This window comes from Ensifer sp. GW821-FHT05G01, from assembly GCF_059419585.1.
Window position 1 is genome coordinate 40,353 of record NZ_JBWKSC010000019.1, and the last position, 18,211, is coordinate 58,563.

The window sequence follows — 18,211 nt, forward strand, 5'->3', positions numbered from 1 at the left end:
TCAACCCTTCTTGGCAAGCTGCATCAAGGTCACCTGCTGCTGCAGCCGGCGCTGGGCCTGATCGACGACCACCGCGACGATGATCACGATGCCCTTGATGACCATCTGCCAGAAGGAGGAGATCCCCATCATCACGAGCCCGTCCGACAGAATGCCGATGACAAAGGCGCCGATGATCGTGCCACCGATGGTACCGCGCCCGCCGGACATCGACGTGCCGCCGAGAACAGCCGCCGCGATCGCGTTCAGTTCGAACGAATTGCCGGTCGCCGGATGCGACGCCATCAGTTCCGACGAGATCACAAGGCCGACGATCGCCGCGCAGAAGCCCGAGAACATGTAGACGAACATCTTCACCCGGTCGACCCGGATGCCCGACATGCGTGCGGCGCGCTCGTTGCCGCCAACGGCAAAGATGTGGCGGCCGATCGGCGTGTATTTGGCGACATAGGCGGCTGCCAGCGCCACGACGATGAGGATCCAGATCGAAACCGGCAGGCCGAGCACACGCCCCGACCCGAGGAAGGCAAAGCCCGTGGTCGCAAGCTCCGGCTTGCCGACGAGGTTGGGGAACGTCTGGCCGTCCGACGACAGCAGCGCGAACCCGCGTGCTACATAGAGCGTGCCAAGCGTGGCAATGAACGGCGCCACGTTGAGTTTGGTGATCAGCAGACCGTTGATCGCGCCGATTGCGACGCCGACGGCAAGCGTGATCAGGCAAACCTCGACGATGTTGAAGTAGACGGTGAAACCGAACTGCAGGTCGATGCCGTTGAGGATGAGACCGCCGGCCACCATGCCGCAGAGCCCGACGATCGACCCGACCGACAGGTCGATGCCGCCAGTGATGATGACGAAAGTCATACCCATGGCCAGGAACGCGTTCAGCGCCACGTGCTTGGACATCAGGATGATGTTGGCCGTCGACAGGAAGTTCGGCGCGAAGATCGAGAAGAAAGCAATCACCGCGAACAAGGCGATGAAGGTTCTGAGCTTCATCAGGGTCAACAGGACCGACCCGCTGGAAACGTCCGTCGCGTCGGTGGTCGTGGTTGCCGTCGTCATTGGGCGAGTTCCCTTGTCGTTTTGTGTCCTTCGGCCGAAGCCTTGACGATCAGTTCTTCGGTCGCGTCCCGGCGGTCGATCACGGCGACCAGTCGGCCGTTGCTCATGACCGCGATGCGGTCGGACAGAGCCATCACCTCCTCGAGGTCCGAGGTGGAAAAGAGGATGGCGAGCCCCTCGCCCGCCAGGCGCCGCATCGTGCGAAACACGTCCGCTTTCGCCCCGACATCGATGCCGCGGCTCGGCTCGTCCATCAGCAGAACCTTCGGCTCCGTCATCAGCGCCTTGCCGATGACCACCTTTTGCTGGTTGCCGCCCGACATCGAGGTCACTTCGAAGTCGGGGTTGGGGGCCTTGATGGAGAGATCACGGATCGCCGATTTGATGGCCGACCGCTCGCGCTCGCCGGCGATGTGGAAACCGAAGCGCACGAAACGATCGAGGCTTGCCAGCGTCAGGTTGCTGGCGATCGAGAGCGCCTGGACCAGACCTTCGCGCTGCCGGTCCTCCGGGATCAGCGCCAGGCCCTCCCGGATCCGGCGCGACGTATCGCGACCGGCGACCTCGACGCCACCGACACGAATGCTGCCGGTGGAATGGGCATGCTGGCCCATCACGCATTCGAAAAATTCGCTGCGCCCTGCCCCCATCAATCCGTAGATGCCGAGTACTTCACCTGCCCGCACCGAGATCGAGACGTGGTCGACGGCAAGACCGCCTGTCTTCCGTGGCAGGCAAATATCCTCCGCACGGAACATTTCCTCGCCGAGGCGATGATCGACGGACTTGGCAAAATCCTTGGCGTCGGATCCGATCATCGAACGGACAATCCACTTGGTATCGATGTCGCGCACCATGGCGTGCCCGGTAATCTGGCCGTCGCGCAGGACGGTAATATAGTCGCCGATGCGCATCAGCTCTTCGAGGCGGTGGGAGATGTAGACGATCGCCACCCCTTGCGCCTTCAACTCGCCGATGACCTTGAAGAGCACATCGACTTCGGCCGCCGACAACGCCGATGTCGGTTCGTCGAGAATGAGGATTCGGGTGTCGAGCGAGATCGCCTTGGCGATCTCGACCAGTTGCTGCTGGCCGATCGGCAAGTCCTCCACCAGCGTCTCGGCGTTGATGCCGGCGTCGAGCTTGTCGAGGAAATGATTGGCCTTTTCGACCTGCGCGCGATGATCGATGCCGCGAACGCCGCGCATGATCTCGCGCGTGGCAAAGATGTTCTCAGCCACCGACAGGTTGCCGAAGAGATTAAGCTCCTGAAATACCATGCCGATGCCGTGACGCTGGGCATCGGCCGGCGAATGAAACTCGACCTCCTGGCCCTCGAGGAGGATCCTTCCGAGCGAAGGCTTCTCCACCCCGGCAATGATGCGCATCAACGTCGACTTGCCGGCGCCGTTCTCGCCGACAAGCACGTTCACGGCACCGCGCCTCAGCGCCAGATTGGCATGGCGCACCGCGACGATGCCGGAATAAACCTTGGTCACATCCTCAAGGCGCAGCACGCAGCTGTCGTCATTTTCCGGGTGCATTGTCATTCGCTCACCGTCAACTGAACGGGTACGAACAGCGGCAACTGGCCCTTGGCAGGCAGCGGAAAGGCCCCCAGCGCATCGACCTTCTTGCCGACAAGCCCGTCGCGCGAGAGCTTTTCCAGAATGAGGCCGTTGACATGGGTGTTGAACGACTTGCCGTATTGCGCCCACTCGATCTGGTTCTTGAATTCGTTGAAATTGACGAAGTCGAGACTGTCGCGGATCGCCGTGCCGCGGATCGCCGGCCCGATCTGCACGCGGGCATCGGCCTTGCCGTCGCCATCCGCGTCGACATCCACGTAGGCCGATCGCGATTTCGTTTCGGCTGCAACGATGGTGCCGGTGAGGCGAGCCGCAAATGTCCAGGGCGCGCTTCCCTGCTTTTCCTTGTGGCCGTATTTCGCGCCCGCCGCCTCGGGATTGCCTGATGCAAGCGCGGCCACCTCCTGAAAGCCGCCGGCCTTCTTGTCGAGATAGGGCACCACTTTCGTGTCCCAGCTTTCGGCGACCATACGATCGGGATTGAAGCCGCCGGACGCGGCCTCGGCAGCCTCCTGCGCCGTGGGCGTCTTGATGATCTTGCAACCCGACAGAGCGATCGCACTGACAAGTGCAAGCGCAGCCGCGGCCTTCAACTTCCGCATCGAGAACTACTCCGTGACAGGACGATGGCGCGCGACGGCGGTCTGCGTCGTCGCGCGCCTGGAGGATCAGTGGAGGATCAGTCGGCGAGAGCGAAGGTCTCGAGCTGGCCGGCGTTCTCGCTGTTGATCAGCACGCAATCCATCAGCTGCTTTTCTTCCGCCGGGCCCTTGCCTGTCGTGATGTAGTCGTGGGCCTGTTGGACGGCCATCTGCGCCTGGGCAAAGGCCGGCTGCAGAACAGTCGCCTTGATGCCGCCCGACTTGATTGAGTCGCGGACGTCGTTGGAGCCGTCGAAACCGACGACGATGACGTCCTTGCGCCCGGCCGCCTGAAGCGCGGCGATTGCGCCCATCGCCATGGTGTCGTTGCCGGAGATCACGCCCTTGATATCGGGATTGGCCTGCAGGATGGTCTCCATCTTGCTGTAGCCCTCGGTCTGGCTCCAGTTCGCCGACTGCTGCGCGACCATCTTCATCTCGGGATATTCGCCGATGACGTCGTGGTAACCCTTCGAGCGGATGCCGGCGTTGAGATCGGCCTCGCGGCCAAGCAGCTCGACATAGTTGCCGCTCTCGCCCATCAGGCGGACGAACTCTTCGGCGCCGAGCTGGGCGCCCTGATAGTTGTTGGAGACGATCTGGGAGACGGCGACACCGGTGGCGTTGATCTCACGGTCGATGAGGAAGGAGGGAACGCCCGCATCCTTGGCTTTCTGAACCGCAGCAATCGAGGCTTCGGATCCGGCATTGTCGAGGATGATCGCCTTGGCACCGCGGCCGATGGCGGTGTCGATCAGCTGCGACTGCTTGTTGGCATCGTCGTCATGAACGAGCACGAGGGTCTCGTAGCCCAGTTCCTTGGCCTTGGCCTCGGCACCGACGGCTTCCGCCTTGAAGAACGGGTTGTCATGCGATGGCGTGATGATCGCGATCAAATCAGCGGCATAGGCCGGAATGGCCGAGCCCGCTGCCAGGAACGCCGCAAAGGCGGCGATGGTCATTCTGCGTGTCAGTTTCATCAGTTTTCTCCTCCCAGGTTGAATGGTGATCGGAGCCGCCTCACCGGCTCCGATGTCTCGTGCGCACCATCAGGTGATGCGGCGAATGCTGTCGGTGATTTCCTGTGGCTCGAACACCCGCTTCCAGTCGTCGCGCATCAGCATCGGCTTGCCGAACTCGATCGCCTTGTTGCAGGCATCGGAAAAGACACCTTCGACCTCGTCGAAGATCACCGCGCCGAGCACGTTCATGTGCCCGAGCAGGAAATCCCGCGCCGCTTCGCGCGGCACGCCGCGGGCGATGCATTCGTCCATCGCCTCGCGCATGACGACCAGCAGCGACGCGCATACGGTTTCCGACAGACCGGGCTCCAGCAGGGCCATCTGCTCGACGGTGACGCGGTGCGAGCGCATGACCGGCGCCCATATGAGCTTGGCGATCTCTTCCCCCTTGGCATAGTCGGCCTCAGGCCCCTGCATCAGCGCAGAGACGATATGCTGCTTGGCGGCGATGCCGCCGAAATGATCCTTGCGCGCGGCAAGCTCCGTCTCGTCGTTGAAGATCGGCGGATGGCAGGGATGCGTGACGAAATAGGTGAGATCGTCGCGCTCGGGCAGGTGGCCGGCGAAAGGTGCTGCCGCATCGAGGACGACGACCATCGTGCCTGGCGCCAATTGATCGACGATGCCTGCTGCAACCTTGCCGATCGCGGTATCCGGCACGGCGAGAATGACGACGTCAGCGCCATCAAGCGCCTGCTCGACATTCACTGTGCTGAGGCCGAGTTCCTTTGCCAGACGCGCGCGGCCAAGCTCGCTCACCTCGACGTGGCGCACATCGAAACGCGAGCCTTTGAGGTTCTTGGCCAAGCGGCAACCCATCTTGCCGCCAGCGCCGAACAAAGCAATCGAGGTCATGTCGTCTCTCCCAATCAGATCCTGTGACCGAAGTCATACGCGCAACTGGTATAATGAGTCAATAAGCATATCATCATCCATTGCGCACTTTCGGATCAATCGAGGACCTGCATCCGGATTTTTGCATCTTCCGGTGCGCCTCTGCCGAGCTTGTCCTCAAACGTGAGTTTACAAAAGTATTATTATATGATTTTTTGAGTTTGCTGCTGGGAGAGCAGCTTTCTTTGGGAGGAAACCATGAAATTCGCCAAAGCACTCGCGAGTGCAACGATCCTTGCTGCCTGCACGTTCGGCAGCGCATCTGCCGCAGATCTCGTCGTCGGCTTCTCGCAGATCGGCTCGGAGTCCGGCTGGCGTGCGGCGGAGACCACGCTGACGAAGCAGCAGGCTCAAGAGCGCGGCATCGACCTGAAATTCGCCGATGCCCAACAGAAACAGGAAAACCAGATCAAGGCGCTGCGCTCCTTCATCGCCCAGGGCGTCAATGCCATCCTGCTTGCCCCTGTTGTCGCCACCGGCTGGGACGAAGTTCTCCAGGAAGCCAAGGATGCGGAAATCCCGGTCATCCTGCTCGACCGGACCGTCGACGCTTCCGACGACCTCTACATGACCGCCGTCACCTCGGACCTCGTGCATGAAGGCAATGTCGCCGGCAAGTGGCTTGCCGACACAGTTGCCGGCAAGCCGTGCAACATCGTCGAACTCCAGGGCACGACAGGTTCTTCGCCGGCTATCGACCGCAAGAAGGGCTTCGAGCAGGCCCTTTCCGGCCACGACAACCTGAAGATCGTGCGCAGCCAGACCGGTGACTTCACCCGCACCAAGGGCAAGGAAGTCATGGAAAGCTTCCTCAAGGCCGAAGACGGCGGCAAGAACATCTGTGCACTTTACGCCCATAACGACGACATGGCCGTCGGCGCCATCCAGGCGATCAAGGAAGCCGGCCTGAAGCCGGGCACGGACATCCTCGTGGTCTCAATCGATGCTGTCCCGGATATCTTCCAGGCGATGGCGGCAGGCGAAGCCAACGCAACCGTCGAACTGACGCCGAACATGGCCGGTCCTGCTTTCGACGCGCTCGCCGCGTTCCAGAAGGACGGAACGAAGCCGCCGAAGTGGATCCAGACGGAATCGAAGCTCTACACCCAGGCCGATGATCCGACGAAGATCTACGAAGCCAAGAAGGGGCTCGGTTACTGATCCCAGACACGAAAGGCGCCGGCGCAAACCGTCGGCACCTGTTGTCGCAAGCCGGGCGATCGGCACCGCGGGTTTGAGCGATGGAACGGGCACGCCCACCTCGTTCTCGCCGCGGGTTGACGTCGGGCCGGCATGCTTTGCTCGAGTACGAGGATCGATGCGAAGCAGGACCGGTGCTTCGGCACGCTGAAGCGATGCGGCGCGCCCATTCGGGCGCTCCGCGTTCCACTCAGGGAGGGATCATGCAGACCATTGGCGACAGCCTGCTTTCCGCGACGCGGATCGACAAGGTTTTCCCCGGCGCAAAGGCGCTGGACAAGGTCGACTTTCATTTGCGTCGTGGCGAGGTTCATGCGCTTCTCGGCGAGAACGGCGCCGGCAAGTCGACGCTTGTCAAATGTCTCACCGGCGCCTATCGGCGCGATGGCGGGACGATCCTGCTCGAGGGTGTCGAGGTGGATCCGCGCGACACGTTCAATGCGCAGAAGCTCGGCATCGGTACCGTCTATCAGGAGGTCAACCTGCTGCCCAATCTGACGGTCGCGGAGAACCTCTTTCTCGGCCGGCAACCGCGCCGGCTGGGGCTCGTCGATGTCGGCGCCATGAACCGCCAGGCGCGCGCGCTGCTTGAAAACTACGAGCTCGATCTCGACGTCACCCGTGCGCTCGACAGCTATTCCGTCGCCATTCAGCAGGTCGTGGCGATCGCCCGTGCCGTCGATCTCTCCGGCAAGGTGCTGATCCTGGACGAGCCGACGGCAAGTCTCGACGCCCACGAAGTCGAGATGCTGTTTCGCATCATCCGCCGGCTGAAGGCCCGCGGGCTCGGCATCGTCTTCATCACCCATTTCCTCGAGCAGGTCTACGAAATCTCCGATCGCATCACCGTGCTGCGCAACGGCCAGCTGGTCGGCACCCGCGACAGGGCCACACTCGAGCGGCGCGACCTGATCTCGATGATGATCGGCCGCGAGCTTGCAGCGGAGATCCGCGCAGCGCGCGAAGAGCCCGATGTCACTGGACCGGTGCGCTATCGCTTCAAGGATTACGGCCGCAAGGGCCACATCTCCCCCTTCGACCTCGACGTAAAGGCGGGCGAAGTCGTCGGCATTGCCGGGCTTCTCGGCTCCGGTCGCACGGAGACCGCCGAGATCCTCTTCGGCGCGCACCGCGCCGACAGCGGCACGGCGGAGGTGGACGGCAAACCCGTCCAGCTATCGTCGCCGCGCCGGGCGATCGCGCACCGGTTCGGCTTCTGCCCGGAAGATCGCAAGACCGCCGGCATCGTCGGCGACCTCTCGGTGCGTGAAAACATCGTGCTGGCGTTGCAGGCGCGGCGCGGATGGACCCGACCGATCTCGCGCACCGAACAGAAACGCCTCGCCGACCACTACATCCGCGCGCTCGACATCCGCACGGCCGATCGCGAAAAGCCGATCCGGCTCCTGTCCGGCGGCAACCAGCAGAAGGCCATTCTCGCCCGTTGGCTGGCGACCGAGCCCGAATTCCTGATCCTCGACGAGCCGACGCGCGGCATCGATGTCGGCGCGCATGCCGAGATCGTCCGACTGATCGAGGGCCTGCGCGAGAAAGGCATGTCGCTGCTGGTCATATCGTCGGAGATCGAGGAACTCGTCGCCTATTCGACGCGCATCGTCGTGCTTCGCGACCGCCAGCACGTTGCCGCGCTCGAAGGCAACAGGATCACCGCGGACCAGATCATCGAAGCCATCGCATCGGCGAATGAACGGGGAGCGGCATGACAGCAATACTCAAGAGCTATGCGCTTCGGCTTCTGCCGCAGATCATAGCGCTGGCGGCCATCCTGCTGATGGTATCGTTCGTGTTCCCAGGCTTCTTCCGCCTCGAAATTCAGAACGGCCGCCTTTATGGCAGCCTCATCGACATCCTCAACCGCGGCGCACCCGTGGTGCTGCTCGCGATCGGCATGACCGTCGTCATCGCCACCAAAGGCATCGATCTTTCCGTCGGCGCCGTGATGGCGATCTGCGGAGCGGTGGCCGCCTCGTCGATCACGTCAGGCCACTCGCTGGCGATGACGCTCGTGATCACCCTTGGCACCGGCATCCTCTGCGGCCTATGGAACGGCGTCCTCGTCGCGATACTTGATATCCAGCCGATCATCGCGACGCTTGTGCTGATGGTCGCCGGGCGCGGCATCGCCCAGCTCGTCACCGAAGGCGCCATCCTCACCTTCAACGATCCGGGGCTGATCTTCCTTGGCAGCGGCTCCTTCGCATGGCTGCCCCTGCCCGTGATCATCTGGCTGGTCTTCGGCATTCTGGTCGCGCTGATCGTGCGCAAGACGGCACTTGGCATGCTGATCGAGGCGATCGGCATCAACCGCCAGGCAAGCACGCTCTCCGGCGTGCTGACCCCGGTGCTGCTGATCGCTGCCTATATGTTGTCAGGCCTTTGTGCCGCGATTGCCGGCATCATCGCTGCCGCCGACATCAAGGGCGCCGACGCCAACAATGCCGGGCTCTGGCTCGAACTCGACGCGATCCTGGCCGTGGTCATCGGCGGCACATCGCTTCTCGGCGGTCGCTTCAGCATCGCAGCCTCCGTGCTCGGTGCAATCATCATTCAGTCGATCAACACCGGCATCCTGCTTTCCGGCTTCCCGCCGGAATTCAACCTGATCATCAAGGCGGCGATCATCGTCTTCATTCTCGTGCTGCAGTCGCCGCCGGTTCGCAACGCCTTCACCTTTGTAGCGCTCCTGCGCGCCAGCAGAAAACCGACGGAGCGGCAAGCGCGATGAAACCGAAATACCTGCCGCTGACCGCAACCATCGTCATTTTCGTGCTGAGCTACGCACTTTGCGCGGCGCAGTACCCCAACATCCTGTCGACGCGGGTGATCGGCAACCTCCTGACCGATAACGCCTTTCTCGGCATCGCCGCCGTCGGCATGACCTTCGTCATCCTGTCCGGCGGCATCGACCTGTCGATCGGCTCCGTAATCGCCTTCACCGGGGTGTTTCTGGCGGTCGTGCTGGACAATACCGCCATCCATCCGCTCGCGGCTTTCGCCATGGTGCTTTTGATCACGACGCTTTTCGGCGCTGTGATGGGTGCCATTATTTACTACCTGGAGATGCCCGCCTTCATCGTCACGCTCGCGGGCATGTTTCTGGCGCGCGGCATGGCCTTCGTGCTGTCGATCGACAGCATCGCCATCAAGCACCCGTTCTATGGCACGATGAAAGGGCTCTATTACAAGCTCCCCGGCGGCGGCAGGATCACGCTCATCGGCGGGTTGATGCTGCTGGTCTTCGCCATCGGCATACTGATTGCCCATCGCACCCGCTTCGGCACCGACGTCTACGCGCTCGGTGGCGGCACTACCACCGCCAAGCTGATGGGCGTCCCGGTCGGGCGCACCACCATCCTGATCTACGCGCTGTCGGGCCTGCTCGCCGGTCTCTCCGGCATCGTCTTCTCGCTCTACACCTCGGCGGGATATTCGCTTGCGGCTGTTGGCGTCGAGCTCGACGCAATCACCGCGGTGGTCATCGGTGGAACGCTTCTGACCGGCGGCTCCGGTTTCGTCGCGGGCACCTTCATCGGCATTCTCATCCAGGGCCTGATCCAGACCTACATCACCTTTGACGGCTCCCTCTCCAGCTGGTGGACGAAGATCCTGATCGGCCTGCTGCTGTTCGTCTTCATCCTGATGCAGAAGGGCATCGTCTACGTGTCCCGCCGCGAACAGCGGCACGCCTAGGAAAGGACCCCGTTGCACGTCATGTCGCCAGGACGGTTCGCAAGACAACCCGTGAAACGCTCGAGCCACGGCCATGTGGTCGACGAACTCGGGCGCGCGGTGATCGGCGGCGAGTTCGCAGCCGGCGATATTCTGCCGGGGGATGTCGAGCTGGCGGCACGCTTCAAGGTGTCGCGCACAGTGCTTCGCGAGGCAATGAAGACGCTCGCAGCCAAAGGCCTCGTGTTCCCCCGTGCGCGCATCGGCACGCGCGTGATGCCGCAGGCGCATTGGAACCTGTTCGACAGCGACGTGCTTTCCTGGCATTTCAGCGTCGGTGTCGACGAGACGTTCCTCAATCACCTGAGCGAAATCCGGCTGGCGCTCGAACCGTCGGCGGCAGCGCTTGCGGCCGAGCGCGCCTCCGACGCCGACATTGCCCAGATGATGCGGCTTGCCGTTGCCATGGGCAACGACGACCACAGCGCAGAGACACTCGCCCATGCTGACCTGGAGTTCCACCTGCATCTTCTCGATGCATCGCTCAATCCGTTCATGCGGACGGTCGGCAATTTGATCGAGGCGGCGCTGATCGGCGTATTCAAGCTTACCAACCCGAATGCCAACCGTAACGAAATCGACCGTGTCGCCGTGACCCACATCCGCATTGTCGAAGAAATTCGCCGCGGTGACGCCGAGGGCGCCCGGCAGGCGATGGAAGACGTCATCCGGGCGGGCCAGCAGCGACTGATGTCAGACCTGACGGTGCAAGGGCACAGTCCGTCGTAACAGGCCGCGCGTCGCACGCGACCGGTGTCCGAACCCGGACGAAAACACTGTGTCCGCACTCGTACCCCCCCGCTAATCCTTGCAACTGCCCTTTGCAAAACTTTTAAGATTCCGGCGCATAACGTGCCGCGGAATCCAGGAGTTGACGGTGGAAGCACTACATACCCCGACGATCATGCTGAGCTCTTTCGCCACGCTTGTGGTCTTTGCTGTGTTCTTCGCGCTCGCTTCGCGTCAGGAGCGCAACAGCCTTGAACTGCGGCTGTGGTCCTGTGCGTTTCTGGTCGCGGCTCTGGGGTTTACCCTGCTGGCTCTCAGAGGCCCCGACTATTCCTTCGTCGCCGTTTCGCTGGGCAATGCTCTTGCGGTGCTGGGGATCGCGATGATCTGGCTCGGCTTGCGTGCTTTCGACAACCAGCCGATGAAGATCGCATCCGCCTTGGCCGGACCGGCACTGTGGCTGCTGGTTACCGGCTTTTCCGACTACGTCCAGAATGACGTTACCAGCAGGATCGTGCTGTTTTCGGCGCTGATCTTCGTCTATTCGGCCATGATCGCGGTCGAGATCTTTCGTTCCGACAATTTCCGGAAGCTTCCAAGTTCCTACATCGTTGCGTTTCTCTTCGCGACGCATGGGCTGTTTTATCTGGTGCGCATCCCGCTCATCTTCGTCTGGCCGCTTTTCGGCAACACGGCGTCGGGCGCCGAGCAGCCGCTGTGGTACCAGCTCCTAACGTTCGAGTTGTTCATTCATAGCCTGGCGGGCGGCTTCTCGTTTTTCGCACTGATCAAGGAGCGGACGCAGTACAGGTACAAGCTGGCGTCGGAAACCGATGCCCTGACCGGCGTGCAGAACCGGCGCGCCTTCATGGCAAAACTCGAGACCTACCTTGCGACAAAGCCCGCTGAAGGCGCGTTGATGTACATGGACATCGACCACTTCAAGGCCGTCAACGATCGCTATGGCCACGCGGTCGGCGACAAGGTGCTCATCGAATGTGCCGCCGTCATCTCGCTAGCCGTAGGCGGCCGGGCCTTCCTCGCGCGCATGGGCGGTGAAGAGTTTTCTGCCTGCTTCCCCGGGGTCGACCGGTCGCAGGCCGCAGTGATCGCCGAAGATATCCGCGTTGCCTTCGAGCACGCGCTCGTCAGGGCAGGAAACACCACGCTTTCGGCAACGGTCAGTATCGGCGTCGCCTTTGTCGGCAACGAGCAGGAAGCGAGCGAGCTTCTGTCGTCCGCCGACCGCGCACTCTATGCGGCAAAGGCTGCCGGGAGAAACTCCGTCTGGGTCACCGGCAAGGACGGTGCTGCGCGGTTTGCATCGGGGCTGGCGGCCCAACCGGCCGAGCCGGCGCCTTCCCCGGGGAGGACCGAGAGAGGTTCGATGGCGCACTGCGCCTAGGTGCATCGCACCTGCCTTAATCGTTGCGCCGACGTGATCGAAGGGCCGGTTTTCTTCTGGAGGTCGGCCGCCGTGCCCAGCCGGCTACTCCTCGGTAAAGATCGGGTCTCGTGTGAACATTCCGCCCTGATAGACGGCAAGTGGAGACGATGGCTCCGGCCGGCCGGGAGACAATTCCAGTTCGGCACGAAAACGTTCGGCATTGTCGCGCGGCCGCCAGCCGAGATAGGCGGCATGGCCGTTGTCCCACCAGCGGCTGTCATTGTCCGAGATGCCCCAGACGATCGGGCAGCCGAGCATCGGCGCCCGGAACACGGCTGCGATCAGAGCGGCGAAATCGTCATAGGACATCCAGGTCGACAGCATGCGGTGGTTGGTCGGCTTCTCCATGCAGCTACCGATGCGCACCAGCGCGGTCTCCTGGCCGAACTTTTCAAAGTACATCCGAGCCAGCGCCTCGCCGAAGCATTTCGAAACACCATAGAGACCATCGGGACGCATCGGCGCATCCGCCGCCACGGGCTCGTCCTGCCGGTAGAATCCGACCGTATGGTTGGAACTGGCGAACAGAATGCGCGGCTGGCCATGCGCCCGCGCGGCTTCATAGAGATTGTAGAGGCCCAAAAGGTTCGCATTGAGGATCTTCGAAAACTTGTCCTCGACCGAAATGCCGCCCAGATGAAGAATGGCGTCGCAACCCTCGACCAACCGATCGACGGCCGCCGCATCGCCGAGATCGCAGGTCATGATCTCCTCGTGTGGCGCCGCGCTGCCGAGATCGGCAATATCCGAGACGCGCACGACCTCGGCCAGATGGGCAATACGCGGCCGCATGGCGCGGCCCAGCGCCCCCGCAGCCCCGGTGATCAACAATCGCTTCAAGTCACATCCTCCGCCGCCGGCGCGCTGTCGGTCCGGCTATCGATACATTGCATTTGAGCCCAACTCATCATACATGTTGGTGCAATTGCGTCAATAAATCGGTCCTGTGATGCCATAGGCCGAATAATCTGGCATATGGGTGGAGCAAAGAGAGCTGACGCGACGGCCAATGGCCACGAGAAGGAGACGAGATGAGTGTTCAAACGAAGCTGGAGCCGGGCACCGGAACAGGCACGTTGACCTCGAGGCTTGGCGACACTTTGCGACGGGCAATAACCGGGGGGCAATTCCCACCAGGCAGCAAGTTACCAAGCGAGGCGCAACTCTCAGAGATCCATGGCGTCAGCCGAACGGTCGTGCGCGAGGCGATCGCAGCTCTTCGAGCGGACCGCCTGGTCGAGCCGCGCCAAGGCGCTGGCGTCTTCGTCCTCGACACGCCGCCCGTTGCCGGCGCGGCACCGCTTTTCCTTCAGGGCGTTGATCCGGTGCGCGTATCCTCGATGATCGAACTCCTGGAACTGCGCACGGCGGTCGAGGTGGAAGCCGCGGGGCTTGCGGCCCTGCGCCGCTCGCCGGCACAGGAAGAGGTGATCATCGAACGGCACTATGCGGTGCGCGCCTGCCTGAATGCCGGCATCTCCAGCGTCGAGGCCGACTTCGCCCTGCATCTCGCCATAGCCGAGGCCACCAACAACCCGCGCTTCCGCGAATTCCTGGCCATGATCGGGCGCAACGTCATTCCGCGCGGCGCCCTGCGCAACGACGACAGCGAGCAGGACCAGTCCGCCTACATCGCCATGCTCGACAACGAGCATAACGACATCGTCTTCGCCATATCCAACGGCGACGAAGAAGGGGCCCGCGAGGCGATGCGGCGTCATCTGCGCGGCAGCCAGGCGCGTTACCGCACACTGCTTCGCGAACAGCGCGCACCTGTACGATAATTCATTGACATAAACCCATCATACATGTACGACAACTTTGCCAGAGGAGGCAGGCAGGGGAATCGAGCATGACGCCGCAAGAAATCAAGGCCGCGCTTGGCGCCGGCCTGTTGTCATTCCCCGTGACGCATTTCGATGCCGAGCGAAAATTCCATTCAGAGAGCTACCGCCGCCATGTCGAATGGCTGTCCGGTTTCGACGCCCCGGTGCTGTTTGCCGCCGGCGGGACCGGCGAATTCTTTTCGCTTTCGCCGAAGGAAATTCCCGGCATCGTCTCCGCCGCAAAAGAGGCGGCCGGCAAGACCGCGATCGTTTCGGGATGCGGTTTCGGCACCGAGATCGGCGTCGAACTGGCGCGCGCGGTCGAAAAATCCGGCGCCGACGGCATCCTGCTTCTGCCGCATTACCTGATCGACGCGCCGCAGGAGGGGCTCTTCGTTCATGTGAGGGAAATCTGCCGGTCGGTCGGCATTGGCGTCATGGTCTATAACCGCGACAATTCGGTGCTGACCGTCGACACCTTGAGACGTCTTTGCGACGAATGCCCGAACCTCATCGGTTTCAAGGATGGAACGGGCGATATCGGCCTTATCCGCCAGATTACCGCGACGATGGGCGACCGCCTCACCTATCTCGGCGGCATGCCGACGGCCGAGCTGTTTGCCGAAGCCTATCTCGGCGCCGGCTTCACCACCTATTCCTCGGCGGTCTTCAATTTCGTGCCCGGGCTCGCCGTCGAATTCTACAAGGCATTGCGCGCCGGAAACCGGGCGCGCTGCGAAGAGATCCTGCGCGATTTCTTTTACCCCTTCATGGCGATCCGCAACCGCCGCAAGGGCTACGCCGTCGCCGCGATCAAGGCCGGCGTCCGGCTGCAGGGTTTCGATGCGGGTGGGGTTCGGCCGCCGCTCGACGACCTGACGCCGCAGGAAGAAGACATGCTTGCAACGCTTATCGCACCCTGGAAACGCTAGGATGAAGATCGCAGCCGTCCGCACGCATCTCCTGGAGCACCGCCTGGCGGTGCCGTTTCAAAGCGCCTCGATGCGCTTCGACCGGCGCGCCCATGTGCTGGTGGAGATCGTCTGCGACGACGGCACCACCGGCTGGGGCGAATGCCTCGGACCGGCCAGGCCGAATACCGCGGTGGTCGCCGCCTACACGCCCTGGCTCATCGGCGCCGATCCGCTCGAAACCGAAAAGATCTGGGCACGGCTCTATAACGCGCTGCGCGACCAAGGCCAGCGCGGGCTGGCGGTGACTGCCCTTTCAGGCATCGACATCGCGCTTTGGGATATCAAGGGCAAACATTTCGGCGTTCCGGTCTCCACGCTACTCGGTGGTCGCTTCCGCGAAACCGTCAGCGCCTACGCCACCGGCAGCTTCAAGCGCGACGGCGTCGACCGCGTCGAGGACAATGCCGCCGAAGTCGCGCGCTATCGCGCGGAGGGTTTTCACGCCAGCAAGATCAAGATCGGCTTCGGCGTGCAAGAAGACCTTGCCGTGGTGCGTGCGGTGCGCGAGACCGTCGGGCCGGACATGCGGCTGATGGTCGATGCCAATCACGGCTACGACGTGCTCGAAGCGCTCGAATTCGGCCGCAAGGCCGCCGACCTGGACATCGACTGGTTCGAGGAACCGGTGGTGCCGGAACAGCTGGGCGCCTATCGCGAAGTGCGCGCCGGCCAGCCGATACCGGTTGCCGGCGGCGAAACCTGGCACAGCCGATGGGGCATGCGCGAGCCGGTCGAGACCCGCGCCGTCGACATCCTCCAACCCGATCTGGCCGGTGTCGGCGGTTTCACCGAGGCGCGCCGCGTCGCCGACATGGCAGCACTTCACGGTGTGCGCATCGTGCCGCATGTCTGGGGCACGGCAATCCATATTGCCGCCGCCCTGCAATTCATGGCGGCGATGGTGCCCAATCCGGTTCGCGTCAATCCGATCGAGCCGATCCTCGAATTCGATCGCACCGAAAACCCGTTCAGACAGGCGGTGATCAAAACCCCGATCGAGCATGAGCAGGGGGTGGTCAAAATCCCCTCTGGCCCGGGACTTGGCATCGAGATCGACCGCGATGCGCTTGCCGAGTTCCGGATGAGGGATGATTGAGATGCTGGTCAGAACGCTCTCCGGTCGCCCGTCCAAGATCCCGCTGCCACCAGGCACGGTCGATACGCAGATGCATATGTATCTGCCCGGTTTTCCCGCCCTTCCCGGCGGACCCGCGCTTCCCGCCGGCGCCCTGCCCGATGCGGATCAATACAGACAATTCATGCGCTGGCTCGGCATCGACAGGGTCATCATCACCCAGGGCAATGCCCATCAGCGTGACAATGCCAACCTGATCGCCTGCCTGAATGCGATGGGTGACATCGCCCGAGGGGTCGCCGCCTTCGGCGCGGAAACCTCGGATAGGGAGCTGGACGCCTGGGCGGCGGCCGGCATCATCGGCGCAAGGATCATGGACCTGCCCGGCGGCGGCGTTGCCCTCGATGAACTGGAAGCCGTGGATGCCCGTGCCGCCGCACGCAACTGGATGGTCGCCGTCCAGTTCGACGGCAGCGATATCCTCGAGCACGAACCGAGGCTTAAGAAACTCAAATCCCGTTGGGTCTTCGATCATCACGGCAAGTTCTTCTCAGGCGCCGCACCGGATGGTCCCGAGGTCGCCGCCGTCAAGCGGCTGATCGATGGAGGCAACTGCTGGTTCAAGTTCGCCGGCGCCTATGAATCCTCAAAGACCGGCGGTCCTGACTATGCCGATGTGGCAGCCCTTTCGCGAGCGATCGCCGCTCATGCGCCGGAGCGCATCGTCTGGGGCAGCAACTGGCCACACAACCTTGCAAAGACCAATGCCGACTATCCCGACGATGCTGCGCTGACCGACACGGTCCTGGGCTGGCTGCCCGACGCCGAGATCCGTCATCGCGTGCTCGTCGAAAATCCTGAACGGCTCTTTGGCTTGAAGCCATTCACGGACGGAGTTGCCTGAAGCCACCCGCATGCGTCCGGAGCGAGGAGGCTTCGGCGTTTCAAGAAGGAGGAGGACACAATGAATATCGCAAAAACGCTTTGCCTGGCCCTGGGCGTTGCCCTTGGCGCCGGCAGCCTGCAGGCGCAGGAAATTACCCTGCGCTCGGCCGACATCCACCCGGACGGTTATCCGACCGTCGATGCGGTGAAATACATGGGCGAGCTGGTCGCCAAGCGCACCAACGGCCGCATCAAGATCGACGTCACCAACAACGCAGCGCTTGGCAGCGAGAAGGACACGATCGAGCAGACCCGCTTCGGCGTTATCGACATGAACCGCGTCAACGCGGCACCTTTCAACAACCTGGTACCGCAGACCGTGGTGCTCGGACTTCCCTTCCTGTTCCGCTCGACCGAACACATGCACAAGACCGTCGACGGCCCGATCGGCGACGAAGTGCTGGCCGCCTTCGAACCGCATGGACTGATCGGACTTGCCTTCTACGATTCCGGCGCGCGTTCGTTCTATTCGACCAAGAAGCCCATCGAGAAACTCGCCGATCTCAAGGGCATGAAGGTTCGCGTCCAGCAGTCGGATCTCTGGATCGCCATGATGGAAGCCTTCGGCGCCAATGCCACGCCGATGCCTTTCGGCGAGGTCTATTCCTCGCTTGAGACAGGCGTCGTCGATGCGGCTGAAAACAACTGGCCGTCCTACGAATCCTCCAGGCATTTCGAGGTTGCCAAGAACTACACACTCACCGAACACTCCCTCAATCCGGAAATCCTGGTGATCTCAAAGCTGAGCTGGGACAAGCTTTCGCCCGACGATCAGAAGGTCTTGAAGGAAGCGGCGAAGGAATCGGTCGTCAAGATGCGCGAGCTCTGGACCGCGCGCGAAAAGGCCTCGGAGGAAAAGGTTCGCGCAGCCGGCGCCAATGTCGTCACTGTCGACAAGGCAGAGTTCTCCGCGGCGATGAAGCCCGTCTACGACCGCTTCGTCACCGATCCTCAGATGAAGGATCTGCTCGAGCGGATCCGCGCCATCAACTAGCCCACCCACAACGGAGTGTCCGGTCTCATCGGCCGGGCCCTCCTCTCGTCTGCAGCCTAT

The 18,211-nt window shown here is 62.6% G+C and carries 17 protein-coding genes; 11 read left to right on the forward strand and 6 right to left on the reverse strand.

Features of this window, described 5'->3' with window-relative positions; translation table 11 throughout:
* From AC07UR_RS32280 to AC07UR_RS32300, 5 genes are all read right to left on the reverse strand, one after another.
* A complete protein-coding gene (locus AC07UR_RS32280; protein WP_173421106.1) occupies nt 1-1,065 on the reverse strand; it encodes an ABC transporter permease in 1,065 nt (354 codons plus the stop codon).
* The gene (locus tag AC07UR_RS32285) at nt 1,062-2,615 is read right to left on the reverse strand and encodes a sugar ABC transporter ATP-binding protein (protein WP_209793016.1); all 1,554 of its coding nucleotides are present in this window, start codon (nt 2,613-2,615) and stop codon (nt 1,062-1,064) included. Before AC07UR_RS32285 ends, AC07UR_RS32280 begins: the two co-directional genes overlap by 4 nt.
* Nucleotides 2,612-3,256: a DUF2291 family protein gene (locus tag AC07UR_RS32290; protein WP_209793018.1), complete on the reverse strand. Its 645-nt coding sequence runs from the start codon at nt 3,254-3,256 to the stop codon at nt 2,612-2,614. The genes AC07UR_RS32285 and AC07UR_RS32290 overlap by 4 nt, the downstream gene beginning before the upstream one ends.
* 77 nt (nt 3,257-3,333) lie before the next feature.
* Entirely contained in the window at nt 3,334-4,275 is a 942-nt protein-coding gene (locus tag AC07UR_RS32295) for a D-ribose ABC transporter substrate-binding protein (RefSeq protein ID WP_209793020.1), read from the reverse strand.
* Nucleotides 4,276-4,344: 69 nt separating this feature from the next.
* Nucleotides 4,345-5,172 (reverse strand): phosphogluconate dehydrogenase C-terminal domain-containing protein, encoded by an 828-nt coding sequence (locus AC07UR_RS32300; protein WP_173421110.1) that lies wholly within the window; start codon nt 5,170-5,172, stop codon nt 4,345-4,347.
* A 237-nt stretch (nt 5,173-5,409) separates the two neighbouring features.
* Between AC07UR_RS32300 and ytfQ the strand changes: the two genes are divergently transcribed.
* From ytfQ to AC07UR_RS32330, 6 genes are all read left to right on the forward strand, one after another.
* On the forward strand, nt 5,410-6,372 hold the full coding sequence (ytfQ, locus tag AC07UR_RS32305; RefSeq protein WP_173421111.1) for a galactofuranose ABC transporter, galactofuranose-binding protein YtfQ: 963 nt from the start codon (nt 5,410-5,412) through the stop codon (nt 6,370-6,372).
* 242 nt (nt 6,373-6,614) lie between these two features.
* Nucleotides 6,615-8,135, forward strand: coding sequence for a galactofuranose ABC transporter, ATP-binding protein YtfR (gene ytfR / locus AC07UR_RS32310; RefSeq protein WP_209793022.1), 1,521 nt, complete (start codon nt 6,615-6,617; stop codon nt 8,133-8,135).
* Nucleotides 8,132-9,157: an ABC transporter permease gene (locus AC07UR_RS32315; RefSeq protein WP_173421113.1), complete on the forward strand. Its 1,026-nt coding sequence runs from the start codon at nt 8,132-8,134 to the stop codon at nt 9,155-9,157. The genes ytfR and AC07UR_RS32315 overlap by 4 nt, the downstream gene beginning before the upstream one ends.
* Entirely contained in the window at nt 9,154-10,122 is a 969-nt protein-coding gene (gene yjfF, locus AC07UR_RS32320) for a galactofuranose ABC transporter, permease protein YjfF (protein ID WP_209793024.1), read from the forward strand. The genes AC07UR_RS32315 and yjfF overlap by 4 nt, the downstream gene beginning before the upstream one ends.
* Before the next feature lie 21 nt (nt 10,123-10,143).
* The gene (locus AC07UR_RS32325; RefSeq protein ID WP_209793026.1) at nt 10,144-10,890 is read left to right on the forward strand and encodes a FadR/GntR family transcriptional regulator; all 747 of its coding nucleotides are present in this window, start codon (nt 10,144-10,146) and stop codon (nt 10,888-10,890) included.
* A 148-nt stretch (nt 10,891-11,038) separates the two neighbouring features.
* Complete coding sequence (locus AC07UR_RS32330) at nt 11,039-12,295, forward strand: GGDEF domain-containing protein (RefSeq protein WP_209793028.1); 1,257 nt, start codon at nt 11,039-11,041, stop codon at nt 12,293-12,295.
* 84 nt (nt 12,296-12,379) lie between these two features.
* On the opposite strand, the gene AC07UR_RS32335 is transcribed toward AC07UR_RS32330, so the two are convergent.
* Nucleotides 12,380-13,177 (reverse strand): NAD-dependent epimerase/dehydratase family protein, encoded by a 798-nt coding sequence (locus AC07UR_RS32335; protein ID WP_209793030.1) that lies wholly within the window; start codon nt 13,175-13,177, stop codon nt 12,380-12,382.
* 191 nt (nt 13,178-13,368) lie between these two features.
* Here AC07UR_RS32335 and AC07UR_RS32340 point away from each other — a divergent pair, with 191 nt between their 5' ends.
* The 5 genes from AC07UR_RS32340 (at nt 13,369) to AC07UR_RS32360 (ending at nt 18,151) form a co-directional block, all read left to right on the forward strand.
* A complete protein-coding gene (locus AC07UR_RS32340; protein WP_209793032.1) occupies nt 13,369-14,121 on the forward strand; it encodes a FadR/GntR family transcriptional regulator in 753 nt (250 codons plus the stop codon).
* A 68-nt stretch (nt 14,122-14,189) separates the two neighbouring features.
* Entirely contained in the window at nt 14,190-15,095 is a 906-nt protein-coding gene (kdgD, locus tag AC07UR_RS32345; protein ID WP_209793034.1) for a 5-dehydro-4-deoxyglucarate dehydratase, read from the forward strand.
* A 1-nt stretch (nt 15,096) separates the two neighbouring features.
* Nucleotides 15,097-16,233 (forward strand): mandelate racemase/muconate lactonizing enzyme family protein, encoded by a 1,137-nt coding sequence (locus tag AC07UR_RS32350; RefSeq protein WP_209793036.1) that lies wholly within the window; start codon nt 15,097-15,099, stop codon nt 16,231-16,233.
* Between the two features lies 1 nt (nt 16,234).
* Nucleotides 16,235-17,116, forward strand: coding sequence for an amidohydrolase family protein (locus tag AC07UR_RS32355; RefSeq protein ID WP_209793038.1), 882 nt, complete (start codon nt 16,235-16,237; stop codon nt 17,114-17,116).
* A gap of 60 nt (nt 17,117-17,176) precedes the next feature.
* Entirely contained in the window at nt 17,177-18,151 is a 975-nt protein-coding gene (locus AC07UR_RS32360; RefSeq protein ID WP_209793040.1) for a TRAP transporter substrate-binding protein, read from the forward strand.
* Nucleotides 18,152-18,211 lie beyond the last annotated feature (60 nt).

Coding starts and splice junctions, on each gene's coding strand:
- AC07UR_RS32280 (WP_173421106.1), bottom strand. CDS start 1,065: ATGACGACGGCAACCACGACCACCGACGCGACGGACGTTTCCAGCGGG.
- AC07UR_RS32285 (WP_209793016.1), bottom strand. CDS start 2,615: ATGACAATGCACCCGGAAAATGACGACAGCTGCGTGCTGCGCCTTGAG.
- AC07UR_RS32290 (WP_209793018.1), bottom strand. CDS start 3,256: ATGCGGAAGTTGAAGGCCGCGGCTGCGCTTGCACTTGTCAGTGCGATC.
- AC07UR_RS32295 (WP_209793020.1), bottom strand. CDS start 4,275: ATGAAACTGACACGCAGAATGACCATCGCCGCCTTTGCGGCGTTCCTG.
- AC07UR_RS32300 (WP_173421110.1), bottom strand. CDS start 5,172: ATGACCTCGATTGCTTTGTTCGGCGCTGGCGGCAAGATGGGTTGCCGC.
- ytfQ (WP_173421111.1), top strand. CDS start 5,410: ATGAAATTCGCCAAAGCACTCGCGAGTGCAACGATCCTTGCTGCCTGC.
- ytfR (WP_209793022.1), top strand. CDS start 6,615: ATGCAGACCATTGGCGACAGCCTGCTTTCCGCGACGCGGATCGACAAG.
- AC07UR_RS32315 (WP_173421113.1), top strand. CDS start 8,132: ATGACAGCAATACTCAAGAGCTATGCGCTTCGGCTTCTGCCGCAGATC.
- yjfF (WP_209793024.1), top strand. CDS start 9,154: ATGAAACCGAAATACCTGCCGCTGACCGCAACCATCGTCATTTTCGTG.
- AC07UR_RS32325 (WP_209793026.1), top strand. CDS start 10,144: ATGTCGCCAGGACGGTTCGCAAGACAACCCGTGAAACGCTCGAGCCAC.
- AC07UR_RS32340 (WP_209793032.1), top strand. CDS start 13,369: ATGAGTGTTCAAACGAAGCTGGAGCCGGGCACCGGAACAGGCACGTTG.
- kdgD (WP_209793034.1), top strand. CDS start 14,190: ATGACGCCGCAAGAAATCAAGGCCGCGCTTGGCGCCGGCCTGTTGTCA.
- AC07UR_RS32350 (WP_209793036.1), top strand. CDS start 15,097: ATGAAGATCGCAGCCGTCCGCACGCATCTCCTGGAGCACCGCCTGGCG.
- AC07UR_RS32355 (WP_209793038.1), top strand. CDS start 16,235: ATGCTGGTCAGAACGCTCTCCGGTCGCCCGTCCAAGATCCCGCTGCCA.
- AC07UR_RS32360 (WP_209793040.1), top strand. CDS start 17,177: ATGAATATCGCAAAAACGCTTTGCCTGGCCCTGGGCGTTGCCCTTGGC.